11 protein-coding genes are annotated in these 16401 nt (G+C 58.6%); 5 read left to right on the forward strand and 6 right to left on the reverse strand.

Translation table 11 applies throughout. The features are described 5' to 3' along the window. Positions 1 to 554 precede the first annotated feature (554 nt). From FJE54_RS02165 to FJE54_RS02180, 4 genes are all read left to right on the forward strand, one after another. Positions 555 to 3431: an SdrD B-like domain-containing protein gene (locus tag FJE54_RS02165; RefSeq protein WP_255467284.1), complete on the forward strand. Its 2877-nt coding sequence runs from the start codon at positions 555 to 557 to the stop codon at positions 3429 to 3431. An 85-nt stretch (positions 3432 to 3516) separates the two neighbouring features. After that, positions 3517 to 3951, forward strand: coding sequence for a hypothetical protein (locus FJE54_RS02170; protein ID WP_139651080.1), 435 nt, complete (start codon positions 3517 to 3519; stop codon positions 3949 to 3951). A 167-nt stretch (positions 3952 to 4118) separates the two neighbouring features. After that, complete coding sequence (locus tag FJE54_RS02175) at positions 4119 to 4595, forward strand: universal stress protein (protein ID WP_139651082.1); 477 nt, start codon at positions 4119 to 4121, stop codon at positions 4593 to 4595. 15 nt (positions 4596 to 4610) lie between these two features. Further along, complete coding sequence (locus FJE54_RS02180) at positions 4611 to 5681, forward strand: YdcF family protein (protein ID WP_139651084.1); 1071 nt, start codon at positions 4611 to 4613, stop codon at positions 5679 to 5681. A 232-nt stretch (positions 5682 to 5913) separates the two neighbouring features. On the opposite strand, the gene FJE54_RS02185 is transcribed toward FJE54_RS02180, so the two are convergent. Next, the gene (locus FJE54_RS02185; protein ID WP_139651086.1) at positions 5914 to 7653 is read right to left on the reverse strand and encodes an FAD-dependent oxidoreductase; all 1740 of its coding nucleotides are present in this window, start codon (positions 7651 to 7653) and stop codon (positions 5914 to 5916) included. A 257-nt stretch (positions 7654 to 7910) separates the two neighbouring features. Between FJE54_RS02185 and FJE54_RS02190 the strand changes: the two genes are divergently transcribed. Continuing rightward, positions 7911 to 9410, forward strand: coding sequence for a helix-turn-helix transcriptional regulator (locus tag FJE54_RS02190; protein WP_139651088.1), 1500 nt, complete (start codon positions 7911 to 7913; stop codon positions 9408 to 9410). A gap of 53 nt (positions 9411 to 9463) precedes the next feature. Here the strand turns inward: FJE54_RS02190 and FJE54_RS02195 are convergent, their stop codons facing one another. The 5 genes from FJE54_RS02195 to FJE54_RS02215 form a co-directional block, all read right to left on the reverse strand. Next, on the reverse strand, positions 9464 to 10435 hold the full coding sequence (locus tag FJE54_RS02195; protein ID WP_139651090.1) for an acyl-CoA dehydratase activase: 972 nt from the start codon (positions 10433 to 10435) through the stop codon (positions 9464 to 9466). Next, on the reverse strand, positions 10432 to 11613 hold the full coding sequence (locus FJE54_RS02200) for a hypothetical protein (protein ID WP_139651092.1): 1182 nt from the start codon (positions 11611 to 11613) through the stop codon (positions 10432 to 10434). The genes FJE54_RS02195 and FJE54_RS02200 overlap by 4 nt, the downstream gene beginning before the upstream one ends. After that, a complete protein-coding gene (locus tag FJE54_RS02205; RefSeq protein WP_139651094.1) occupies positions 11606 to 12769 on the reverse strand; it encodes an acyl-CoA dehydratase activase-related protein in 1164 nt (387 codons plus the stop codon). The genes FJE54_RS02200 and FJE54_RS02205 overlap by 8 nt, the downstream gene beginning before the upstream one ends. Then, complete coding sequence (locus tag FJE54_RS02210; RefSeq protein WP_139651096.1) at positions 12770 to 13522, reverse strand: TetR/AcrR family transcriptional regulator; 753 nt, start codon at positions 13520 to 13522, stop codon at positions 12770 to 12772. Positions 13523 to 13689: 167 nt separating this feature from the next. Next, on the reverse strand, positions 13690 to 16242 hold the full coding sequence (locus tag FJE54_RS02215; RefSeq protein ID WP_218971886.1) for a winged helix-turn-helix domain-containing protein: 2553 nt from the start codon (positions 16240 to 16242) through the stop codon (positions 13690 to 13692). Positions 16243 to 16401: the final 159 nt, after the last annotated feature.

Here is a 16401-nt window from a genome sequence, read left to right on the forward strand (position 1 = left end):
GTTGCCGCCCGCTATCTCCCACGATGCCAGGGCATTCGAACATGCAAGTTCTTGTATATATCCCTAGTGATTTTGTCAAGATAAAACATAATAACTTCCCAATATGTCCATAAGTAAGTATTATAATACATTCCCTATTCACGGTGTCGTTGTCATTGGGGGCTTTCAGCACAAGAGGCCGATCACCGCTCAAGGCTCCCGCATAGCATGCCATCGAACGACTATGGAAACGTACACGAGAGGAACCAGCTACGAAAGCAGTTCGCGCCCTCTGCGCCGCCCTACTCGCTCTGACCCTTGCGGCGAGCCCCGCATTTGCAGCAATTCCGAGTAGCGCCGATGATGCGAAGGATACAGCCGTCGCATCTGAGGCCGCTATCCAAGCACAAACCGCTGACGGACCGGCTGAATCCAACAATCCAGAGCACCAGCAAGGAGAAGCTCGAGGGGATCAAGAAGAAACCAACGAGCAAGCGCCACCCCTAGATTCCGAGGGCGAAGAACAAGGCGACAGTCCGAGCAATACGACATCGAACGAACTCTTTGATGCAGTGATGGATCGTACGGCCAAAAACCCTGCATCTTCGGCCCGCGAAGCTGCACCGCGCTCACTTGACGACACGTTCTCCTTCAAAGTTCCTACTGCCTCGTATTTCAGCTCGGCTGCCATGCAGTACCGCGAAGTCGGCACCGATACCTGGATCACCCTGCCGCGCTCCACCGAGGAAAGCGGCTACTACACCTTCTCGGCATCCGCCACCTCACTTAGCGATGGCACCGATTACGAATACGTCGTATCCTTGCTTTCACCTCAGCGCACGGGCAACGTCGGAGGACTTGTATACCATAAGGTAGTCGGCACGTTCTCCCATAGCGCAAATGGCTCGTGGTCGCATGTGAACAACAACGGCGAACAGGGAATGGTCTCCCAAGCCGATGACGGCGGCACCACGACGGTTACGCTCAACCGCGCACCGAAATACCTCGCCTACAAAGCGCGCGCCTTCTCGATAGAGACTAGCGTTCCGCTCGCCCACGCCTATGCCGAAGTTCCCGACGTGCTCGACGGGACCGTACAGGACATGCCGAACGAGACGAACCGGTGGCGGAAGACGTACTACGTCCCCGCTGCATCCTACGATACGACGCAAGCGGCAAAAACTGCGCTTGCCAACGCAGGATACCCGTTCATCGGCACTGAGCCGACCGACGAAGCCGCGAACTCGATACACATCCAAGACTTCTCGATGCCCTACGCGCTTTCCGTCAGCCTGTACGAAACGGCTACAGGTACATACCACCCGAACGGCCACGGCACAACCCATAAGCTTGAAGATACGCTCGAACCCGATGTCCAAAACCCCCATACCGTTACGGTAAACAGCAGGCAAACCGCTACGCAGTTCTACCTCACGCTTACACAGCGTGCGCCATCGATTCTCGTAAGCGGCCTGTACGAGGGCTCAACCATCCAAGGCAAAACCCCTGAAGACGAAGCGCTCTTTACGATTACCGATGCATCTGCCGGCAAGAACGTCGAATTCGACGTGGGAACCGAAACGGTGAATGTACAGCTCGAAATCGTCGGACCCGGGCTTTTCACCGTTCCTCTCACCTTTACCGTCAACGGATCCGACGGATCGGTCGTATTCGCAAACGAAGAAGAAGCACAACGGGCTGCGGAATCGATATCCTTCGATGAAAGCCGCACGCTTTCTATAAAGCAGATGCCGAAGCTCGAGCCCGAGCAGGACGGACCCGTCATCAGCGCGCATTCGGAATCGCTGTTCGAATACATCCAGAATACGCGCTCGTATGCACCGGGCAACGCGGTCAGGGGAGAATTCCGCATTGCCAACTCGCGCGACGATGCTTCGTTCAAGATAGTCGATTACCGCGTGAGCCCGCAATACCGCCCCTTCGAACAGCTTTTGCGCACCGATTCGGTGGCCATACGAAAATGCTTCAGCCAGTACTTCCCCGACGAGACGTACAACGGCAAGGCGTACTACCTCTACGATTTCGAAAACCTCGTGGGCATGAGCATGTCCGATGCGCTGCTTGCACTGTATAAGCAAGAATACCCTTCAATCGACTCCCTTTCCGATCTGCCTGACGACGTGCTCGCCCACGAGATATTTTTCGACGACAGCAGGTGGACGTTCAGTGCAGATCGTCTCGATTTTTCGAAAGGTCCGTTCGATCGCGTCGGTGACTCCTACGTGATCCTTGAAACCGATCCCGTCATGCAGGCGCTTGCAAACGAGTTGCTCTACGAGAGGTCGCTCTTGATTACGTTCGACGATACGCGCTATCCGCTCAACCCGTATCTCAACGTCAGCGAAGAGATAGCAACGGCTCCCGTTGAGCGAACCCGCTTGCTGTATCCGTCGTACCGCGATCGCACCGAAGCAAACAAAGCAATGATGGACGACATCATGGCCGACCTGCCGATCCTTAGGCCTTCGGGCAGCAGCGGCGATTCGATCACGTTCGACGAGTTTGCGTTCGGCCTCAACGGAAGCTACATCTCCAACCCCTACGTCAGGTCGAATTACGAGTTTTCCTTCGATTTCGAGGTGATCCTATCGATCGTAGGCATCGAGGGCGTAGCCTTTATGGATGAGAACCGCAACGGCGTGCGCGATGACGGCGAAGAGCTGCTCGAAAACGTGCCGATAACCTTGCACGGATCGGACGGCGAGATGGGGACGTATGTAACCGACGAGTTCGGACGCTACGAAATCCCCGATGTTCCCGCTCGATCAGGATATACGCTTTCCGTCGAGACGCCCGACGGGTTGGAGATAACCGCAAACGTCGTTGCCGACAGCATCGACGGCAACAAATTCTCACAAAGCGGCTCCACCGCCCCGTTCGACGTGGAGGCAGACGAGGCGTACCGCTTCAACGTCGGGTTCGTCACTTTCGCGCCCGTAGAATACTATACGCTTACCTACCATCCCAACGGAGGCAGCGGCACTATCGCCGATCCTGTAGGAACCTACGCTGTCGGGTCCGAAGCAATCGTGCTTCCCCACAATCATGCCGAAGGAGCTTCGTCAGGCTTCATGCGAGAAGGCCACACGTTCGTTTCGTGGAACGAGCGGCCCGACGGAAGCGGGGCCTCGTTCGCACCCGACGACAGGATAATCATGGATGGCCACAAGACGCTCTACGCCCAGTGGAAACCCGTCGGGACACCGACCCCCGAGCCTTCCGATCCGACACACCCATCCGATCCGAAACCGCTTCCCGGAAAAGGCGGCGCGAACTCGAAGCTCGCCGCAACAGGCGATAGCAACTTCGGCCCGCTCACGCTCTTGATCGGCATAGGCGCGGGCGCACTCGCCTGTGCGCTTGCGAGCCTGAACCGCCGACGTGCGACAACGAAGCGCGCAGGCGGATCGCGGGAAAACCCCTACGAGTAATGCGTTTTTCGCGAATATCGCAGGCCTGCCCTCCGTGCTGGTGAAAAAAGGGTATATCTTCTCTGATTGACAAGAAAGGGATGCCATGGCAGACATACCCCGCACCACCAGCACGGGACTCGTACTCTTCGCTCTTGCAGCGCTGTTCACGTTCGGTTTCATCACGCTGCTTCAATTCGCCCCGATGCCGTGGTTTTTCGGAGCGCTTATAGCCATGCACGCGGGCATCGCGCTGTTCATCGTCAGCAAGCGCTTATTCAAATCATGCAGCTACATCGTAGCGCGCTACTATCGCCTCGAATACGTGCTCCTTGTCCCCTATCTGCTCATCATGGCGTATGCATTCGCAAGCAAGGCAGGCGTTGTTCCCCTGTTCGAAACCCAGAAGAGCATCGTTACGCTCGCTTATACGGCCTTCTGCTTCGGCATGACGCTCTGGAATTTCGCTCGCATGCGCAAAGACGTGCGCAACCAGCAAATCGAGGTCATCGCCACGCGCGAAGCGCTCGGAGCCATCTAGCTTCAGTCAAACGGCATCGCGAATCCACCCCGTGCCAGCCTAGTTCAAACCCGCACCGCAAAAGGCCGAAGGCTCGCTTTCGAATCGGCAATCGAATGCATCCTTTCGTTTCGCTTCCTGCGAGTTAGCTATAATGGGTACATCGTAAGCTCGGTGGGAGGAGACTCATGCTGTACAGAACCATCATCGTACCGTACGACAATTCGAAATCGGCCCATGCGGCCTTGACTGAGGCCATGAGGATCGCATCGACCGACCCCGATGCAGCCATCCGCATCCTCCATATCGTCGATACCGAGCAGCGGGTCATCGACAAACTTGAAGCGACGAGCGGCCAACCCGATGCCCCTAAACCGTCATCCGAAGCGCTGAGGGCGCTGTTCGACGAGGTCATCCATGAAGCTGATGCCGAGTTGCACGAGCGAATCGATCCGATCATCGCAGCCGGCGACACGAAAGTCAGCATCGATATCGTCGAGGAGACGCTGCCCGGCGATCAGATCGTTGCCTACGCTACCGAGCATCGCGCCGATCTCATCGTCATGGGCTCACGCGGGCTCGGCGCGCTGCGCGGCATCCTCGGCAGCGTATCGAGTCACGTGCTAAGAACCGCTCCCATGCCGGTCCTCATCGTAAAGCAATAACGGGGTTCGGCCTTCATGGATGCCCTTCTGCTCATGTGCCTTGTTACAGCGGTCTCGTTCGCTGTGTTCGCTCTCGTCTATCGAGCGAACAAGACGAATATGCTCACGGGGTTCACGTTCGGGGCATTCCTATTCTCGCTTGCCCTCACGTTGGGGGTTGTCACCGTATCACACGAAGACAACCCGTTTTTCCTGTACCCGCTCATCGCCGTCGCCGTCCTTGCGGTTATCGCCGCTTTGTTCGGCTTGTACATCCTTATCGCATTTCTGCTGTTCAACGCCAGGACCGTGTTCAAACGGGAAGGCCATTCACTTGCCAATTCGCTCACGCTTCTAGCAGCCGTAGCAATCGTTGTCTTCGTAGCCGTTTCATGGCTGGTCGCATCCCAATCGACGCCGTTTTGGGTGCAGGCGCTCTGGTCGGGCATAGCAGCCGTCGTCGGCGTGTACACCTTCATCGTGTTTTTGTTCCTTATGACGGCGTTTCTGTGCAGTATCGCACGGCCGAGGAAAAACAAGGATTACATCATCGTGTTGGGAAGCGGACTTATCAAGGGGCAGGTCACACCGCTTTTAGCCTCGCGCATCCGCAAAGCCATCGTGTTCGCGCAAAAGCAGGATGAGAAAACGGGAAAGCTTCCGATTTTGATTATGTCCGGCGGACAAGGGCCCGACGAACCGCGTGCCGAAGCCGAAGCGATGAGGGAGTTCGCCCTCAATGCGGGTTTCGATGCCGACCACGTGCTCGTTGAGAACAAATCGACCGACACCGCCGAGAATATGGCGTTTTCGAAAGCCATCATGGATGCACGCTCCCCCGAAGGGTACAAGGCAATCTATTCGACGAGCAACTACCACGTGATGCGGGCAGGTATCTACGCGCGACAGGCCGGTCTCAAGATGGACGGCCTCGGCGCGAAGACCGCGTTCTATTACCTTCCGAACGCGCTGTTGCGGGAGTTCGCCGCACTCCTCATCATGCGCAAGCGCCGCTATATCATCACCGTCGCCGTTGTGTTTCTGCTTTCGGTAGCAACGACGGGGCTCCCGTATTATCTTGCGCAGATGATTGCAAATGCAGTGTAGGCCCGCCCACCGCCCAGCCGTCCAGAGCGCTGCCAAGATTGCCATGTTTCCGCATAGCGCCAGATGGCGATCTGGTGCTTGAACACTCAGAACGTACGAAAATACGAGTCCCGACCTTATGAGCTCTACGAGCGCGGGCTGCCTGACGCAAAGACGTCGGGCAGCCCGGTTCCCGCGTAGGTTCACGGGCGATCCAGCCTCGGGGGAGGCAGACGCACCCGTTGACAGTTGGCTATTCTCCCGCTGCGGCTTTCATACCGGCAAGGCGACCGAACACAAGCGCCGTTGCAAGGCTGATGCCCGCTTCAGTGACGGGGTATTCGACTTTGTAACGGTTGCCCATCGTGTTGCCGGCAACGTAAAGGCCAGGGATCGGCTCCATGCTGTCATCGAGCGCGTGGCACTCGGCATCGGTGTCGAGACCGCCCATGCACACGAGCATGCCGGCATCGCCGAATTCGCAGGCGTAGAACGGACCGGCTTCCACAGGGAACAGGCGACGCGGATCCTTTCCGAAATCCTCATCGACACCCTTCGCGCACAGCTCGTTGTAGCGCTCGATCGATGCGAGAGCCGTCTCCTTCGGCAGCCCCATCATCTCGATAAGCTCTTCGATCGTGTCGGCCTTATGGGTGATAGCGGCTTCGAACATGGAATCGGTGGTATAGCCGGAGAAACTCGCGCTCATCTCCTCGCCCACAACCGCAGGCCACTGATCGGCTTCGCTGTCGGGAATATAGTAGTTCACGTAGCCGTGACCGGTTCCCTGCACAGAAAGCTGCTCGGGCCATTGCGAGTCGATAATCTGCCAGGCACGCATCTCAGGCTGCGTACTCAACTGGTCCATGATGTTCTGACCAGGGATGTCCTCGTTCATGAAGCGCTCACCGCGCACGTTAAGCTGCAGAAAGGCATCCACACCGAGCGCCGCACCCATGTGGTGGGTCATCGGGGCGAGCGGGCCTTTCTCCATATGAGCCCCTGCCCACATGCCCATGCGATGGCCGTCGCCTGAGTTGGCGACGTTGCCCTTCACGTCGACGTTGGGATAGAACGGGGCGATGCCCTCGACCCACGGTACATAGTAGTTAAGCATCTCAGCATTGCCCGAGATGTCGCCGCAACATAGGATAACGCCCTTCGAAGCGTCGATCTGGGTGTACTCCCCACCCTTATCGTAGACGTACGCACCGGTTACCCGACCCGATTCGTCGGTGATGAGCTGCTCGGCGAACATGCCGAAGATGAGTTCCGCTCCGTTCGCCTCGGCGATCTGCTGACACGAATCGAGGCACCAACCCACGCTCGGCTCGGTGGTGACGGAACCGTTGAAGAACGGGAAGAGCTCCTTGGAGCGGTCGTATCCTTCGAGCACCGGATAGCACTTCGGCCGTATGACGTTTTCCTTCTCGCCGCTCGCCGGCGTTGCCGACGTCGGAACAAGCTCGTAATCGGACTCGGCGATAAGCCAATCGAAGTCTTCACCTGAATGATCGTACCAATACGATAAAAGCTTTGCATGCGGACGGAACGTCATGTCCTTCATGAGCTGGTTCACGACTTCTTCTTTGCTTGCAAGCTCCATGCCGAGCTCTTCTTGGACCTTCGAACCGTAAATGCCGAAATCGCCCGAAAGGCCGATGGTTCCGATTTGAGCCTGCTTCTCGATACCGATCACCTTAGCACCCGCTTCAGAGGCCGCACGTGCCGCGACGATGCCCGAAATGCCGAGACCGATGACCAGCACGTCACAGCTTTTGGTCTCCTTGATATCGGCAGGAACTTCGGGTTTGGCCATGAATGCTGGCTCGCCCGCTGCCGTTTGGGCGCTTCCTTGGTCGGCGGGCGCCTTCGCATCGGCAGTTGGACTCGGAGCGCACCCGACGAGACCCGCTGCCCCTGCCGCTACGGCCGCAGTCGCGCCGAGGCCGAGAAATGCGCGACGGCTTAATCCTTGTTTGATTTCGTTCATGTGAATCCTCTCTCACGATGCCGGGCTTTTGCATTCATCCCTGCGCGGCTTCGTTCCTCCCGATCGCCGCATGCCCGGCAAGCTATCCTTAGCTTCGGTCATGGTACGGCCGTCGAAAAACCAGCACCACACCCGCCAATGATGAAATTCGGGCGAAAGTAAGCTATCATCTATCTCACCCGCGACGGGTGGGAACACCGCACCATGGGTCTTGAGGAAGCAATCGCCTTCTCGGCGAAGCGAAACGCAGGAGGGTCATGGGCTCGACATCAGCCCCCATACGCAATCTGGCTAAGGCTGTCAGGCCCTACCATATCGGCTTCGCGCTGTACTTCGCGTTCAGCTTTTTGTACCTGCACGACATCATGCCGCAGACGGGTAAGGCCGGATTGCCGGGAATAGCACCGGCCTGCTACCTTGCAGTATTTTTCGCCGCGCGCATCGTCGTATTCAACCTCTGCGCTCTGGCCGCCTACCGCCGACCGTCCCTGTCGGCCACAAGCACGCTTTCGCTCTGCGCGGCGCTGCTCCTCGTAATCGGCCTTGCGCTCTCGACCATCATCCTACGAGTAGGTGGCTTCGAATTCGGTGCATCGGAAAGCACGCTCATGCTCGCCGTGGCCGCCTGTCTGCTCGGTGCAGGTGATGCGCTTATGCTGCTGGTATGGGGTCGGTTTTGCGGGACGCTCTCCTTGCGGTCGGTATATGTGTTCGTGCTGCTCTCCTACCTCGCATCGCTTGTGGTCTATGCGCTCTTCGTCGAGCTTCCCCCGCTTGCGATACTCGCCATCGCCGCTGTCGGCATCGCCGCCATTCCCTTCCTGCTCAAAAAGAGTATGGCGGGACGCGCTATCGAAACGGCAGAGCCGACCAACGCGACCTTGCGCAATGCGGTATCGCTCTTATGGCGACCGGTATTCATCACGGCCACGTTCGCCTTCGTGAGCAATCTCACGCTGTTCGTATCGGGCCAACAGTCGGTCGACGTCGAGGCGGCTCAATGGACTTCCACAGCCGTTACGTTGCTTGTGGTGATTGCGATGCTCCTGCCTGCGCTCCTGTTTCCGAAGCGCGTCGATATCGGAAGCGCCTACCGCATCGCCTTGCCCATCGCGGCGGGCGGATTCTTGCTGCTGGCATTCATCTGGAATACCGGCGGAGGTGTGGCGAATTCGATGGTGGCCATGGGGTGGCTCATTACCGACGTCATCACGTGGTGCATCATCGCCAACGTTGTCTACACCACCAAGCTCCCTGCTCTTATCCTGTTCGGAGCGTGCGAAGCGGCAACGAGCTTAGCCTCGCTGCTCGGCGTCGGCATCGGCTATACGTTTGCAGGCTTCATTGAAACGGGAAGCATCGCGATCATGGCGCTTGCGCTTGTGGCGGTCTATTTGCTGTCGACCGTCGTGCTCTTCGTGCTGAAAGACCGCAGCATCGCAGGCTATACCGCCGAACGCTCAGGCGAGACCGATGCGCTGCCCAAGATGGAAGATGCCACGACGACCCAGCGAGCCGCAGCCGATGACCTCTTCGAGCAACGCTGCCGCGCACTCGCCGAACAGGCGCAGCTGACTCCCCGCGAATCAGACATGCTCAGATGCCTTGCGCAAGGGCGCTCGACCCAGTACATGGCCGAACGGTTTACGCTTTCCGAAAACACGGTGAAGTCGCATGTGAGAAACGTGTACCAAAAGCTCGGCGTGCACTCCAAACAAGATGTCATCGACATCGTACATAAGGATCCCAAAGCCTAGCAGTACCGATGTTCAACCGTGAAGCAACGGACTATCAAGAGAAATCGCCCAACCTAGCGGCCCGTCTTCACGGCACCTTTTTCACAGCGGTTGCCCCACGCATCGATGATCTCGCCGTCGCGGTAGACGCAGATGATCTCGCAATGGTTCGTGCACGCGCTGCATTCGATCTCGCGCGTTTTGAACTCGAATGCGGTCACGTCGAAGTCGAACGGCTTGGTTCGCTCGGAAGCAGTCGGCACCGCATCGGCTGCAAGAAGCGCAGCTCCGAACGCACCCATGAGGTGGCCGTCGGCGTCCACGAGCACCTCCATGCCAAGCTCGTTCTCGAACGCCCGTACCACACCGGCGTTCTTGCTCACGCCGCCCTGGAAAACCACGGGGGCGACGACCTTCTTGCCCTTGCCAACGTTGTTGAGGTAGTTTGAAGCGACCGCCTTACACAGCCCGGCAACGATATCCTCGCGCGAATACCCCATCTGGATCTTGTGCACGAGATCCGATTCGGCGAACACGGTGCAGCGCGCGGCAATGTTCGCAGGACGTTTCGACGTAAGCGCAATGTCGCCGAACTCCTCCACCTCAAGCCCCAGGCGATGCGCCTGGCTCGAAAGAAACGCGCCCGTTCCCGCCGCGCAGAGCGTGTTCATGGCGTAGTCGACGGCGATCCCCCCTTCGACGCAGATGATTTTGGAATCCTGACCGCCGATTTCGAGAATGGTCCGCACATCGGGGTGAAGGTACGTCGTTCCCACAGCATGCGTGGTTATCTCGTTTTTGACCACGGCGGCTTCGGTCATGGCTCCCACGAGCCTGCGAGCGCTTCCCGTGGTTCCCACGGCTTCGACCTGCACCGACGCTCGATCGATCTGCTTGCCCAAATCCTCGATCACGCGGCGCGCTGCCTGCATGGGATTACCTTCGGTCCACAGATAGGATCGAGCGATGATCTCGCGGTTCGCATCGATGATCACGCCTTTTGTGGAAATAGAACCCGTATCGATGCCGAGGTATGCTTCGCTCACAGCCGTGCCTTCTTCCTTCGTGCGATCATGTCGTAAAACGCCTCGAGACGCGTATCGAGTCCCGTATCGCTCGTCTGAGAATCGTAGCTCAAGAACAGCATGGGCACCGACGTTTCGCGGCTGATGCGCTGCAAAACAGGAACGCAATCGATCTCGGGCGTGCAGCCGGATGATTTCAGATGCACGATGCCGTCGAACCCCTCGTCAGCGTAGCGCTTAGCCGCCGCGATGGTCATGCTCGAAGTTGGCCCCATGTCGTATTTCACGTACTCTGAAATGCCCGCGCGCAGGTTCTTCTCGTTGTAGCGGAGGTTGCGGTTCGTCATGGTGAGCAAGCGGTGCAGTTCAACCCCCATATCGAGAAGCTTATGCTCGACCCCGAGGTTGCTCGCCGCATCCGCCGCCGTGAAGTATTCGCCCACGATGCCCACACGCACCGGATCGGCAGGCTTGCGCACCGCAAGCGCTTTCAGGGCATCGAGCCCCTTTTTCTGAGCCTCCGCGATATCCCGCTCGGTCACCGCTTGCCGCATATCGTCGTGGTAGGCGGCAAGCGCCCGGGCAAACGATCCCGGCTCGACCTCGAAACCCGCATGCGCGAGGTAGAAGCCGTTCGCCTCATCGAGGTTCTCGATCATTTTGAACACCGCGAGCATCGAACGTACTCCGTGAGCCACTGAGAGGTCGGGATTGACCTTCTTCTTGCATTCGCGAATGTACTCGTTAAGCGGCTTACCGGTAAGCGTAGCGAAGTTGAGCATCTCGAACTCGTAGCCCAAATCGCGCAGGATCGACTCCTGCAGCTCGCCGTAATAGCCGAGGCGGCACGGACCTGCAAACTGGACAAGCACGTCAGCACCCGCCTCGAGCGCATCGATGTAGTCGCCGAGAATATGCTTGAACGGTGCGCACACGAAATCGTTCGAGTTGCGCGCGCCCTGTTCAAGCGTGCGTTTCGTGGGCTCGGGCAGCGCGATGAACTCGGCGTCAAGCACCTGCTCAACGAAGTACTTGAACGCGATGTCGTAGTAGCTGTAGCGGAAGAACCCCACACGCGTGCGAGCGTGGCGATCCTTCTTCTCGCGTTTGCGCGGCACGACGAGTTTCGGCGGCCTCAGCTTGTCGAGCTGCAGCCAGATGCGCGCATTGCGCACGTCCTCTTCGATATGATCAGCCATGAAGGTAGCCTCCCCTCTGCTGATAGCGCAGGATGTCGATGAAGCTCTCGATGCGGGTCTCGAGTCCTGCCGTGCCGCTTTGGGCATCTACGATCAGCGAGAGAATGGGCTTGCCCTGTATGCAACGGGCGACAGCATCGTTGGTCATCGAATCGGGTCCACAGGGAAATGCGCTCACCAGCACGATGCCGTCGATGTGCTCGTGCAGAAGCGTGATCGAGCCGACGAGCTCGCGGTTCACGAGCCATGGCAGGGTCTCGGAGAAGCCGAAGCTCTCATGGAGCGCCTTCGCATGGTCGGTCTCATCGGCAAACAACACCGTCGTACCCATCGATTCGAGCAGATCGACGATACCGCCGTTGATGAACGGATCGTGCGCCACGTAAGGATGGGCCACGAACAATATGGAAAGCGGCATCTGAGCGTTTACAACCGACGCTGTCGGCACTGCCTGCTCAAGCGAGCGCATGCCCGAAGCCGCCTGCGCTTGCAGCTGCTCGATTTCAGAAAGCCGCCGCTCCTGAGCACGAGCCGCGCTGCGGTCTGCTCTGAGCTGTGCTGCGCTCGCCGCACGGTACGCCCGTTTCGCGTCGGCGGCGCCCACTCCGAACCGCTGGGCGAGGGCGATGAACGCGCTTTTCTCATCGGTCTTCTCCTCGGTTTCGTTCACCGAAAGCGATACGATGCGCACATTCCTGTCATAAAACGTATTCGCCACCAAGTCGGGAAGAGCCTGGTATTTCGTACAATACCCCCTGCGGCGCCCCTTGTTCGCAAGGCTGGGAACGAATACCGCATCGCATGCTCCGATCAGGCTTTCCACATGCCCGAGGTACAGCTTCGATGCAAGGCAGCACTCATCGACCGAAACTCGCTCCCCCGCATCGTAAACATCTTTGTCAGAAGCATCGCTTACGACAACTTCGCGTCCGAGCTGCTCGAAAAACGTCGTCCACAACACGCCGTAGCGGTAATAGAGAAGCGCTCTCGGAATACCGATCCGCCCGATATCCGCACAGTCCGTGCGCGCCCTGATAGCCGCAGCGGTCGACGCGGCTGCCGAAGAGGCCGCAGAGCGCACCGCCTCGAGGGACGGTAAGGTACTCGGGGGATTCGCTTGCCCGCTCGGTTGCACTGTACGTTCGGGTTCAGCCATCTAGCGCATGGCTTTCGAAGCCGTGTCGCCGGCGGTTCCACTGCGAATTCCCGCTTCGCTCGCAGCGGCATCGCGTTTTCCGCGAGTATCGCTGCCGTCGTCGCCTCGTTCGTCCGGCGTGTACCATTCGCACGGATCGGGTGCGGCCAAACCCCGCACGCCCTCGATGATGATCTCGATGCCGCTCGCGAAAGATTCATCGGTGTAGGCCGACCGCACGACCTGCTGCCATTTTGGAAGATCGCCTTCGTCAGGCGAACCCGGCATCGCGGCATCGCGGATCATGGCGAGCTCGTTTGCCGTGAACCCGGTGAGAAAGGCGTCGACCATGGCCCAGGCCTTGACGAAGATGTCTTCGGGCATGCCTTGCGAGAGATGCAGGTTCACGATCTTCTCGGTATGTTTGGCAAGCCCCAGCCACGCAATTGCGTTGTCGTTGTTGATTTCGGCGACGTTCGGATGCTCGAGATACCCCGCCCGTAACGACGTCATCGTACGCCTGAGCGTATCGTCCCAGCGCTCTCCCGCAACCGGGCCGGTATTGAGCGCGTCCATGAACTTCGTACCCACCGCGCCGAGCATTTCCTCGCGCGACGAAAAGTGAGCGTAGAACGCCATCGCCGAAACGCCGAGTTCCGAGCCGAGCGCCCTCATAGTGAAAGAATCGTAGCCGTTCTCGTCGATCATGCGAAAGGCCGTATCGACGATCAGCTGTCTGCTGAGCGGTTGTTTCTGCTGCTTCTTCTTTGGCATGCGTTCGGCTTTCGATGGATCGACAGCGTATCTCGTACAAAGTATACGTGAGGCGTGCGAAGCGGCGCAGCGGTACCACACGAAATCCAAGGGTTCATGAGCCTCTGCCCCGTCTCGCGCAAACCGCATCAAAAGCTTTTATTCGATCAGCCCCAGCTCGCGGGCTTTCAGCACAGCATCCATCGCATTGGTAACCCCGAGCTTGCGGTACGCAAGCGACGTATGGCTCTTGATCGTGGGAATGGGAGACCCGTTTCCTCGGCGATCTCGGCGTTGCGCAGACCCCGCGCGAGCAGTTCGAGCATGAGCTTCTGCTGGCGCGAAAGCTTCACCGGCTTGTCGCTCGTGCCAAGGTTCACAGCAACGCCGCCAAAGCGCTTCGCCCGATCATGGGAGGCAAGCAGCGCCTCCTGCACGTATGCACGGTCGAGCGCGCCATCGTAGTCGGCTCGCGCAATGCGGTCGGCCACGCTCTTGAGCACGGGTTCTATCGACGCGCCCTCGTCGGCGATCACGCGGTAAAACCCGTAGGGCGCAAGCGTTTCGAGGGCTTCGGTAAGTGCAGAAACCGCCTCGTCTTTGCGCTTGCACGCCCACAGAAGCGACGCTTTGAGCGTAGCGGCTTCCGCAACATCGAGCGGGCGGACGAATCCGCGGCCGAACTCCAAAAGCGCATCGAGCAGCTTTTCGGCCTTCTCGGTTCGCTTGAGCACGATGAGAGAGCGCACTGTTGTGAAATGCTGAAACACACGGACGAGCTCGATGCGGTCCGCCTCGGTGACGAAGTACTCCTCGAGCCACGCGCGCGCCGTGCGCACATCGCCATCGAACAGTGCGAGTTTCGCCTTATACGCAAGCAGGTTGTGCTGGAATTGCGAGGCTTCGCGTTCGACGTATGCTTCGAGGCCGGCAAGCGCGGCAGCGGCCTCGTCGGCGCGGTTCATCTGCCAAAGCGCCGCATGGCGCATGATACCGATGCAGATGCGACCGTCCTCTTTGTTCTCGGGAACAAGCGCACGTCGGGCGTCCTCAATGCCCGCAAGCGCCTCGCACAGGCGGTTGCGTTCGTAGGCAAAGCACGCCGGAATGAGCGGGTATACGTAGCACCACTCCGTGCCGAGCAGCGGCCCGAACGTCTTTCCCAGTAGATCCATCCCGTCTTCTTCGAGAGCAATGGCCGAATAATCGACGTTGCTGCGATGCGGATATGGAAGGTTCTGCGTAAACGATGCCAAGGTGGTTGCCAAACCCCTCGGCGTGAAGCGCTTGATGAGGCGTGAGAACTCCGAGAACTTCTTCGCCTTTTCGATGATGGTCGTACGATGATCAATACTGTGCGAAAGCGTGGCCGATTCGATAAACCGCGAATCGAAGGCCGCGATGCGCGGTAGGGCGCGGTACAGCTCGTCGAGATGGTGCTCGAACCGCTCGCGCCGACCGGTCAGATAGTCGTACCACAACGCGAGGATGTGCAGCGGGGGGCAGTCTCGATACGCCCGTTCGGGAAGCTCATCGAGAGCGAGCGTACCCATGAAATCGGCGCTGTCGGCAACCGAGCCGGTATCGTTTTCGTACAGATATAGAAGCAGGTACGTGTCCATACCGCGAAAATCGCCGCTTTCGAGCCAGAACCTGAGCGCTTGGGTGTAATCGAGCTTGGCACGAAAGTATTCGGCAGCGCGTTTGCAGAGAGCCGAACGGTCGATGCCGTCCTCGGATGCCTTCTCGCGCAAAAAGTCACGAAACAGGTGATGGTATTGGTACGTTTCGCCGTGAATCCGCGAGAGGAACGTATTGGTACGGGCAAGCTCGTCCATCACCTCGGCCGCATCAAAGCGCCCTGACAGCAACTCGGCCAGTTCGAAATCGAATCGATCAGCCACGCTCGTGGCCATGCAGAACGCACGCAGATCGTCCGGCCATGTGCTCCATACCTGCTCCTCGAAGAAGCTCGCAAACAGCTGGTTGCTGCTGCCCCGTGTAACCGTATCCGATTTCGCAAGGGCCGCTACGCCGATCGCCCATCCGTCGGTTGCCGCGTGCACAAGGCGCGTTTCGTCCGGCGTAAGAAAACGCCCGAGCGAATCGAAGTACGAGCGGATCTCGTCGACCGTAAACCGAAGATCCACCGCATCGACGAGCGCCGGCGTTCCGACCGCACCAAACGATTCCCATTCTTCGGGAAGACCGGCTCGCGAGAGCAGCAGCACGGTAAACGCACCCGGCAGTCGCTTGAGCACGGCGGGAAGCGACTTTACGATTTCGCGATTCTCTATCAAATGCAAATCGTCGAGCACGAGCACGTAGCGTTTGTCGAGCGGCAACATTTCGGCAACGAGGCTCACCGTATGCTCGACGGGCGAATGGGTAAATGCAGGGTTCTCAAGTACCGAGCGCATGGCTTCGTTTCCAGGCTGTACCGAATACAACCCTGTTGCAAGCTGCTTGTAGAACACCGAGGGGACATCGTCGTACCGGTCGAGACCGATCCACACCGTAAGCTGCTTGGCTTTGCGCAGCCACAAAAGCGCTGAAACCGTTTTACCGCTGCCTGCAGGAGCGCTCACGTACACGAAGCGCTTACGAGCGGCGCGATCGAGAACGTCCACCACGCGAAGCCGGGGCGCGTACACATCGGGAAGCGTTGCTGGAGCGAATTTGCCGCTGAGGAGCAGATCGGCTTGGTCGATCGGCTCCCCGCTTACAACCCTATCAGTCATACCCATCCTCTCACCTGTTTCTCAAAAGTATAGCGAAAACCTCATACCGTATGATGTTTTTGCTGCAACCTTTTGTCTAATATGTTACTTAGATTTCGGGCAAGACCCGGCCTGCGCACGAGACCCTGCACCACGCAGGCCGAGGCACACCCGAAGCGC

Source organism: Raoultibacter phocaeensis, from assembly GCF_901411515.1.
Taxonomy (GTDB): domain Bacteria; phylum Actinomycetota; class Coriobacteriia; order Coriobacteriales; family Eggerthellaceae; genus Raoultibacter; species Raoultibacter phocaeensis.